The following is an 8,086-nucleotide window of genomic DNA, read 5'->3' as shown; positions in this document are numbered from 1 at the left end:
GCCATCTAACCACACTTACACAAGGACTAGTGCCTCGACTTCGCCCACTTGTGGGCGATGTCGTCGCCGACAATGAAGTCCGGTGAGTCCGGGCCGTAGGGGTCGACGGCGACCTCGTCGACCGGTGTCTCGACCTTGTACGGCATGGCGCCGCCCTGAATGCCGTCGAAGTGGAAATCGGGCTTGTAATAAATGCCCCACATCTCTTCGGTGATCACCGAACCATCGACGTCTGACTTAAGCGGCACGTCGGTGTCGACATGGATCACCGGCGGCATGCCGCCGTCATTGGTTTTCTGAAAGTCCGGGTCGACGCCCAGCACGCCTTCTTCCAGGCACCAGTACTTCCACATGCCGATGCCGTCATGCATCGTGCCGTCAGCGCCTTTGATCGAGACTTCTTTGGGCAGGTCCAGCATGTCCCAGATGTGTTTGACCCAGGGTCCGACGCCGACGATGACCTGATCGGTCTCGATGTCGCCCTTGTCGGTCTTGACCTTCGAGACGGCGCCGCCGCCGCGCTCGAAGCCTGTGACTTCGCACCCGGTGATGATGCGCACGTCTTCGGATTCGGCCTTCGAGGCGAGCCCGTAGATCGACGAGGTGTTGTTGGCGTAGCCGCCCTTCTTTTCATGCAGCACCGAGGTGATGCCCGGCGCGCGCCAGTCGCTCAGGATGTTCTTCATATAGGCCAGGCATTCGTCCTTGCCCTCGATGAAGCTCGACTCGTAGCCGATGCCCTGCTGTTCCTTATAGATCTGCGAGACATCCTCGTGCATCGACTCGCACGAGATCTGCATGTAGCCGACCGGATGGTAGTGATAGGCCTCCGGATCGCTCTCCCAGACCTCGACGCACTGCGCCATCAACTCGCGCATCGCCGGCTGGAAGTAGTTGTTGCGCACGACGCCGCAGGCGATGCCGCTTGCGCCGGCCGCGATACCGCTCTTGTCGAGGACGACGATGTCCTTGCCGCTGCCCTTGCCGCGCGCCTTCAACTCAAGCGCAAGGTGGTAGGCTGTGCTCAGGCCGTGGATACCGGCGCCGATGATCACGTACTTTGAACTGGTGGGAAACGCCATGCTCGTCGACCCTCCCTCGGGGGATTCTGGTACACTTCACGACCATTGGTCCAGATTGGCCAGATTGGCGGTTCGCCTCGGTGGAGCTTGACGTGGCCGTCATTTGCCCCGACCATGTGGTGATCCAATTCTAGGCCAATTGAACCAATTTTGCGCTAGCTAAGTCCGGTGGGAAAACGATGTCAAGTGAAAGCGCGCCGTTTCGCCACGAACTGACCGAGAGCCGCGTCGACGGCACCCGCGAATTGCCGCTGCCGAGCTCAAAAAGCGCGGCGGCGATCGCCTCTCAACTGCGCCAGGCGATTCTGGACGGCGTCTACGTGAATGGCGAGCGCCTGCCGGCCGAACGGCAGTTGGCGACAGCCTTGGCCAGCTCACGCACCACGGTCCGAGAGGCCCTGCGCATCCTGGAGCACAGCAAGTTCGTCACCCGGCGGGTTGGCAGCGGAACGTTTGTCACATTCAGGCCGGAGGCGGCGGAAGAAGACGTCGCTGAAGTCACAAGTCCGTTGGAGCTGGTCGAAGTCCGCTTGGCCGTGGAGCCCCACATGGTGCGACTCGCCACCTTGCACGCGACTTTGCGCGACCTCGACCGTATCCGTGAGACGCTGGAGGCGTTGAGCGAGGTCGGCGCCAGTTCCGAGGCATTCACCAAATGGGACCGCACGTTTCACCAACTGGTCGCCGAGGCGACCCATAACCCGCTGATGATCTCGATCTATCGCCAGATCAATCACGTGCGTGGTCATCGCCAGTGGAACGCCATGAAGGACAAGGTCCTGACCGCCGAAAGCATCGAGGCCTATAACCGCCAGCATCGCGCCCTTTTTGATGCGCTGAAGGCACGCGATGCCGATGCCGCGGTCGCGGTCGTCAACGAGCACCTGGTCGCCGCGCGGCAGCAGCTTTCCGTCACCTGAACGCCGTTTCGTCTACCGCATAGAGGGTGCGGCCATAGGACCGACCAATGCACGATCTGAGCTATTTCAGGCGCTTAGGGCGGCGTGCACGGGCTATCAACACAATCTGTGGGTAACTCTGTAGACAGATGACCTGACACTATGGCGGGGGCGCAGGATTCCTGCTCGCCTGACGGAGTTGCCTAATTTTTGGGCAGAATTGCTAACTTATTGATTTAGCTATGTAATCCCGTAAATGATTGTGACATCGCGTTTACGGTACGGCGACAGTGCGCTTGACAGACCGGGCTGACCGTCGGGGTAGAGGCCCTGTGCACAAGCGGCCATTGCAGGTGCCGATTCTGTTCCAATCGTCGGCGTGCAGGACGGTTTTGAGCCAAAACACGACCGATTGGCGGCGCCCGCCTGGTGGGGCGCCTAGATCTCCGATTCGCGGTGGCGTGTGATCTCTACGCCTGCCGCCGCCGCGCCGGGAATGGCGGCCGGTTTCTCGATCCGGATCTGGGCGGCCGTAACGCCCGGCTCGGCCAGGCAGGCATCAGCCAACCGTTCGGCGAAGGTCTCGACCAGATCGATATGCCCGGCCTCCAGAATGGCGCGGGCGTGCTCGACCGGCCGCCGGTAGTCGACGGCCTCCTCGATGTGATCGCGCGCCAAGGGACGGTCGTCGACGTCGAGCGTGATCGTCACGATCAGGTCCTGGGGTGTCTCGCGCTCGTGGTCCAGAACGCCGATCGATGCGGTCAGTCTGAGGTCGCGCACGAAGATGCGGCGGCTACCCATTGTCAGCCCTCCAGGGGCCAGCCGCCTTTCAGGTGCGCCCAGGCCAGGTGTTGGCCACCGTCGAGCACGATGATCTGGCCAGTCATCGCCGGCGCGCCGACGATGAAGCGAACGGCATCGGCGATCTCCTGAGGCGTGGTACCGCGCTGCAGGGGCTGGAGGCGCTCGGACTCGGCGAACTGCTCGTCGGTCTGGTTGACGCTGGGCAGGGTGAAGCCGGGGCCGATCGCGTTGACCCGGATGTCGGGCGCCAGCGATAGCGCCCAGGCCTGGGTCATGCCGTGCAAGCCCATCTTGCTCGCCGTGTAGGACGTGAAGAACGGCGTCGGGCTCAACACCCGCTGGTCCAGGATGTTGATGATGTTGGCCTTGGCGCCCGCCGGCCGCTGGTTGGCGAAGGCCTGGGCCAGGAACGTCGGCGCGCGCAGGTTGATATCGATGTTGCGCTGCCATGTCTCGTGCCCGATCGTGCCGATCTCGTCGCGGTCGAAGACGGCCGCGCTGTTCACCAGCAGGGTGAGCGGCCCGATCGCCTCGGCGGCGCGCGGCACCAGGCCGTCGACCGCGTCGGGGTCGGCGAAGTCGGCCTGAAGCGCGACTGCCTTGCCGCCCTCGGCGGTAATCTGGGCGATCAGCTCCTCCGCGCCTTCAGCCGAAGTGCTGTAGTGCAGCGCGACCGACCAGCCGTGGGCGGCGAGGTCGCGGGCGATGGCGTGACCGATGCGTTTGCCAGCGCCGGTCACCAGGGCAGCGCCCGGTGTGTTCGGTGGTGTCTCTGTCATGGCGCGTACCGATAGCGGCCAAGCCGCGCCGCGTCCAAGGAATTAGGCTTTGTCTGATTTTGGCGCCAACTCGGCACCCAGCCGCTTCAATTGGTCGGAGACGTCATGCTGATCGAGCATCACCTCGATCAAGGCCGGCCGGTCGTCCAGGCCGAAGGCTGTTTGTAGCGCCGCCTCAAGCTCGCCTTCCGTCTGAACCCGCACGCCCCAGCCGCCACCAAAGGCCTCCGGCAGAAGGTGGTTCTGCCAGCCCTGGATGTCGTTATAGGGGCCTTCATGGATCATCCGTTCGGCGGTGTAACCGTTGTTGTTGAGGACAAAGATGATCGGGTTGAGGTCCTTGCGAATGATCGTGCTGAGCTCCTGCACGGTCATCTGAAAAGCGCCGTCGCCGATGAACGTCATGACCCTGCGGTCCGGTGCCGCCAGTTGCGCGCCCAGGGTCGCCGGCAGGGTGAAGCCGATGGAGAGATAGAACGCCTGGCCCAGGAAACCGACATCCCGGTGCATGACCAGATCGGAGGCGCTGAACAGGGCGTCTCCCGCGTCGGCAATGACAATGGAACTGTCGGATATCAGTTCGTTGATGCGCGAGAAAAGGCGTTTCACCGTGATCTCGGCATCCGGCTTGATGGTGATGCTGTGATCGAGCGCCTGGGAGGCCGGTACAAATGCACCGCGGCCGACACCGCTTTCCGGCAAACGCTCGGTCAGACCGGTCACCAGGTCACCCAGACTAACGGGATCGTAGACGTGGTGACGCACCCGTACGCTGCCCGAATTGGCGGTGACCATGCGCAGGTCATCAAGCCGGGCGGTGTAGATACCCAGATTGATATCGCTCATCCAGGCGCCGAGGCATAGCAGCACATCGGCCTCTTCGATGGCCTCGCGGACCTCCGGCCTGCTGATCGCACCCTCATAGACGCCGATCGCCTGGGGATGCAGCTCGGAAATGACGGTCTTGCCCAGAAGGGTCGAGGCGACGGGCATGCCGCTCTTTTCGACGAGCGCGTCGAACGGCTCCAGCAGGCCAAAACGATGAAGCTCGATACCGGCCAGGATCGCCGGCTGTTTCGCCGCGCCAAGCATCGCCGAGATTTCGCCAAGCGCTTCTTCCAGAGCATCGGGATCGCTGGCTGGCGGGTCCGGGAAGGTGAAGGCACCCGGTGCGGGGCAGGGATGGTCGACAACATCGACCGGGATCTCGATGGCGACGGGGCGCTTTTCGCGCAGGCAGGCCTCCAGCGCCGCGTCGATCTGGTCCGTGGCTTGTTCTGGATCGTGCAGCACCGTCGTCAGGACGGTGACGTTCTCGTAAACCTTCGCCAGGACGTCCAGATCTCCCAGGCTGTGGTGCAGCAGCATCGAAGGATGGCGCAGATCCGTCCGCGGGCCGCCGGAAATCATGATCAGCGGAACCTGCTCGGCAAAGGCGCCGGCGACGCCATTGAGCGCGCTGAAGCTGCCGACGCCATAGGTCACGCAGACCGCGCCGATGCCGTTGACCCGGGCGTAGGCATCAGCCGCGTACGCCGCGTTCAATTCGTTGCACGTGCCGACCAGATCCAGACCGCCTTCCAGGATGCGGTCCATGAAGGTCAGCACGTAGTCGCCGGGAACGCCGAAGACGTGATTGACGCCGACCTGCTTCAGGCGCTCGACGAGGTAGCGGCCGACTGTGGTAGTATCAGGCATAACATCGATCTCGCTTTGGTTGCGGCGATTGCAATGATGATCGTGATGCTCAGACGCCTAGTCTATCTTTTCGTTTCGGTGTTGGCCTTCCTTATGACGGGGTGTGACGAGCCCGCGTCGATAGCTTCGCAAGAAGTTGAGCGATGTCTCATTGCCAACCTAGACGGGGCTCATATTGCCGAAGTCGAACCCGGAACTTGTGTCAGCGACAACGTCACGATGCGCTATCCCATGAATCCAGAAGTTGCTGGTGAACTCAAGGGCACAGCCATTAACTCTGACACTGGCATGAATTTGGTCACATGTTTGGTATCCCAGTCGCGACGGACTTACACCGTTAGTCCATTCACCATGGCTGAATGCGAAATTCGCAACCAAGACGGACAGGCAAACTACGCGATCATTGTACCAGACTATGTAGAAATACATTTCGTCGCTGAAGCCCTCGTTTCCGACTACGATGCCACCATGATTGTATGTCGGACGTGGCTTGGTGAAATCACGACCAGCCGAGCGTCATGCGAACAAGAGGGTGGCGTTGAAGTAGGCGCCAAGCAGGTGGTTGGCGACCCCTATGCATGGGTGACATGCAAAGTCAGTCTTGCCGAAGTCGAGACCACGGCGGCACTTTGTGTTCGACAGGGCGGAGTCGTAATCGAAGAGGTTGACCCTTAAGGTCCCTTGCGACTCTTCCGTTTGCGCCGGGGTTTGCGGTCGTACGCCGCTTGGGGGTTGTCCTTCAGACCGAGATCGCTGGCTTCCAGGCGCCGGATTTCGTCGCGCAGGCGGGCGGCTTCCTCGAACTCCAGATCGGCGGCGGCGGTACGCATTCGCGTTTCCAGTTCCGCCAGGACCGTCTTCAGATCCTTGCCTTCCAGTTCGGGTGCGTCGGCGACGCCGGTGTCGACGGTGACGTAGTCGGCCTCGTAGACGCCCTGCAGGATGTCGCCGATCTCCTTGCGGATCGACTCAGGCGTGATGTCGTGTTCGATGTTCCAGGCTTCCTGCTTCTCGCGCCGCCGGTTGGTCTCACCGATCGCCTTTTCCAGCGACTCCGTCATGTGGTCGGCGTAGAGGATGACTCGGCCTTCGACGTTGCGGGCGGCGCGACCGATGGTCTGCACCAAAGAGGTCTCCGAACGCAGGAAGCCTTCCTTGTCCGCATCCAGGATCGCGACCAGTGCGCATTCGGGGATGTCGAGACCCTCGCGCAGCAGGTTGATGCCGATCAGCACGTCGAACACGCCCAGGCGCAGGTCACGGATGATCTCGATGCGCTCCAGGGTATCGATGTCGGAATGCAGGTAACGCACGCGGATGCCGGCCTCATGCAGATATTCGGTCAGCGCCTCGGCCATGCGTTTGGTCAGCGTCGTGACAAGGACCCGCTGACCCTTGGCGGCGACCGCTTTGGCCTCGCCGATCAGATCGTCGACCTGGGTCGAGGCCGGGCGCACGATGCACGGCGGATCGATCAGGCCGGTCGGGCGGATCACCTGCTCGACGAAGACGCCGCCGGTGCGCTGCATCTCCCACTTGCCGGGCGTCGCCGAGACATAGACCGTCTGCGGCCGCATGGCGTTCCATTCCTCAAATTTCAGCGGCCGGTTGTCGACGCAGCTCGGCAGCCGGAAACCGAACTCCGACAACGTCGATTTGCGGTTGAAGTCGCCGCGGAACATGCCGCCGACCTGGGGCACGGCGACGTGGCTTTCGTCGACGAACAACAACGCGTTGTCGGGCAGGTACTCCATCAGCGTCGGCGGCGGCTCGCCCGGCGCGCGGCCGGTCAGGTAGCGGGAGTAGTTCTCGATGCCGGCGCACGATCCCGTCGCCTCCAGCATTTCCATGTCGAAGGTCGTGCGCTGCTCCAGCCGCTCGGCCTCCAGGAACTTGCCTTCGTCCCGGAACAGGGCGACCCGTTCCTTCATCTCCGCCTTGATCGACTTGATCGCCTGGTGAAGCGTCGGTTTGGGCGTCACGTAATGGCTGTTGGGATAGATCGCGATCCTCGGCAGGCTCGCCATCTTCTCGCCAGTCAGGGGATCGAACTCGACGATGTCCTCGATCTCGTCGCCGAAGAAACCGATGCGCCAGGCCCGGTCTTCCAGATGGGACGCGAAGATCTCGACGCTGTCGCCGCGTACCCGGAACGCGCCGCGCGCAAAGTTGCCGTCGTTCCTGCGGTATTGCAACTCAACGAACTGCTTCAGCAGCGCGTTGCGCTCGATCGCCAGCCCTGGTTCCAGGCTGATCGACATCTGGGCATAGGTCTCGACATCGCCGATGCCGTAGATGCAGGAGACGCTGGCGACGATTACCGTGTCGTCGCGCTCCAGGATCGCCCGGGTCGCGGCGTGGCGCATCCGGTCGATCTGCTCGTTGATCGACGATTCTTTCTCGATATAGGTGTCGGAGCGCGGGACGTAGGCTTCCGGCTGGTAGTAGTCGTAATAGGAGACGAAGTACTCGGCCGCGTTCTCGGCGAACAGGCTCTTCATCTCGCCATAGAGCTGGGCGGCCAGCGTCTTGTTCGGCGCCAGGATCAGCGCCGGACGCCCGGTCCGCTGGATGACCTGGGCCATGGTGAAGGTCTTGCCCGATCCGGTGACGCCCAGCAGCACCTGGTCGCGCTCGCCGCGCGCCAGTCCCTCGACCAGTTCCTCGATGGCGGTCGGCTGGTCGCCGGCCGGCACGAAGTCGGTCGTCAGCGAAAACGGCGACGGTTCGACCGGTGCCGTGGGGTCATTCCGACGGTCAAGATGCGCAATGGTCATGGGCTAAAGATAGGCGCGGCGAGGGGCCGGGGCCAGGGGTGTTA

The 8,086-nt window shown here is 62.7% G+C and carries 7 protein-coding genes; 2 read left to right on the top strand and 5 right to left on the bottom strand.

Annotated elements, in window-relative coordinates:
• Positions 1-26 precede the first annotated feature (26 nt).
• A complete protein-coding gene (locus AAF563_03800) occupies positions 27-1,082 on the bottom strand; it encodes an FAD-dependent oxidoreductase (protein ID MEM7120374.1) in 1,056 nt (351 codons plus the stop codon).
• A gap of 179 nt (positions 1,083-1,261) precedes the next feature.
• Between AAF563_03800 and AAF563_03795 the strand changes: the two genes are divergently transcribed.
• Positions 1,262-2,002, top strand: coding sequence for an FCD domain-containing protein (locus AAF563_03795; protein ID MEM7120373.1), 741 nt, complete (start codon positions 1,262-1,264; stop codon positions 2,000-2,002).
• Positions 2,003-2,419: 417 nt separating this feature from the next.
• On the opposite strand, the gene folB is transcribed toward AAF563_03795, so the two are convergent.
• From folB to AAF563_03780, 3 genes are read right to left on the bottom strand one after another with little or no spacing between them, the layout of a single operon-like run.
• Positions 2,420-2,785, bottom strand: a complete 366-nt coding sequence (folB, locus tag AAF563_03790; GenBank protein ID MEM7120372.1) for a dihydroneopterin aldolase — start codon at positions 2,783-2,785, stop codon at positions 2,420-2,422.
• A 2-nt stretch (positions 2,786-2,787) separates the two neighbouring features.
• Positions 2,788-3,567, bottom strand: coding sequence for an SDR family oxidoreductase (locus AAF563_03785; GenBank protein MEM7120371.1), 780 nt, complete (start codon positions 3,565-3,567; stop codon positions 2,788-2,790).
• A 42-nt stretch (positions 3,568-3,609) separates the two neighbouring features.
• Positions 3,610-5,265: a thiamine pyrophosphate-binding protein gene (locus AAF563_03780; GenBank protein ID MEM7120370.1), complete on the bottom strand. Its 1,656-nt coding sequence runs from the start codon at positions 5,263-5,265 to the stop codon at positions 3,610-3,612.
• Between AAF563_03780 and AAF563_03775 the strand changes: the two genes are divergently transcribed.
• The gene (locus tag AAF563_03775) at positions 5,200-5,940 is read left to right on the top strand and encodes a hypothetical protein (GenBank protein ID MEM7120369.1); all 741 of its coding nucleotides are present in this window, start codon (positions 5,200-5,202) and stop codon (positions 5,938-5,940) included. The genes AAF563_03780 and AAF563_03775 overlap by 66 nt on opposite strands.
• Here the strand turns inward: AAF563_03775 and uvrB are convergent.
• The gene (gene uvrB, locus AAF563_03770; protein MEM7120368.1) at positions 5,937-8,042 is read right to left on the bottom strand and encodes an excinuclease ABC subunit UvrB; all 2,106 of its coding nucleotides are present in this window, start codon (positions 8,040-8,042) and stop codon (positions 5,937-5,939) included. The two genes, AAF563_03775 and uvrB, sit on opposite strands and share 4 nt — an antisense overlap.
• Positions 8,043-8,086 lie beyond the last annotated feature (44 nt).

The sequence above is a fragment of the Pseudomonadota bacterium genome, assembly GCA_039028155.1.
Lineage (GTDB): Bacteria > Pseudomonadota > Alphaproteobacteria > SP197 > SP197 > JANQGO01.
This window is presented reverse-complemented; position numbering and strand designations above follow the sequence as displayed.

Bases quoted from the DNA above. Each gene is read 5' to 3' on its own strand.
- AAF563_03800 (MEM7120374.1), bottom strand. From the start codon at position 1,082: ATGGCGTTTCCCACCAGTTCAAAGTACGTGATCATCGGCGCCGGTATC.
- AAF563_03795 (MEM7120373.1), top strand. From the start codon at position 1,262: ATGTCAAGTGAAAGCGCGCCGTTTCGCCACGAACTGACCGAGAGCCGC.
- folB (MEM7120372.1), bottom strand. From the start codon at position 2,785: ATGGGTAGCCGCCGCATCTTCGTGCGCGACCTCAGACTGACCGCATCG.
- AAF563_03785 (MEM7120371.1), bottom strand. From the start codon at position 3,567: ATGACAGAGACACCACCGAACACACCGGGCGCTGCCCTGGTGACCGGC.
- AAF563_03780 (MEM7120370.1), bottom strand. From the start codon at position 5,265: ATGCCTGATACTACCACAGTCGGCCGCTACCTCGTCGAGCGCCTGAAG.
- uvrB (MEM7120368.1), bottom strand. From the start codon at position 8,042: ATGACCATTGCGCATCTTGACCGTCGGAATGACCCCACGGCACCGGTC.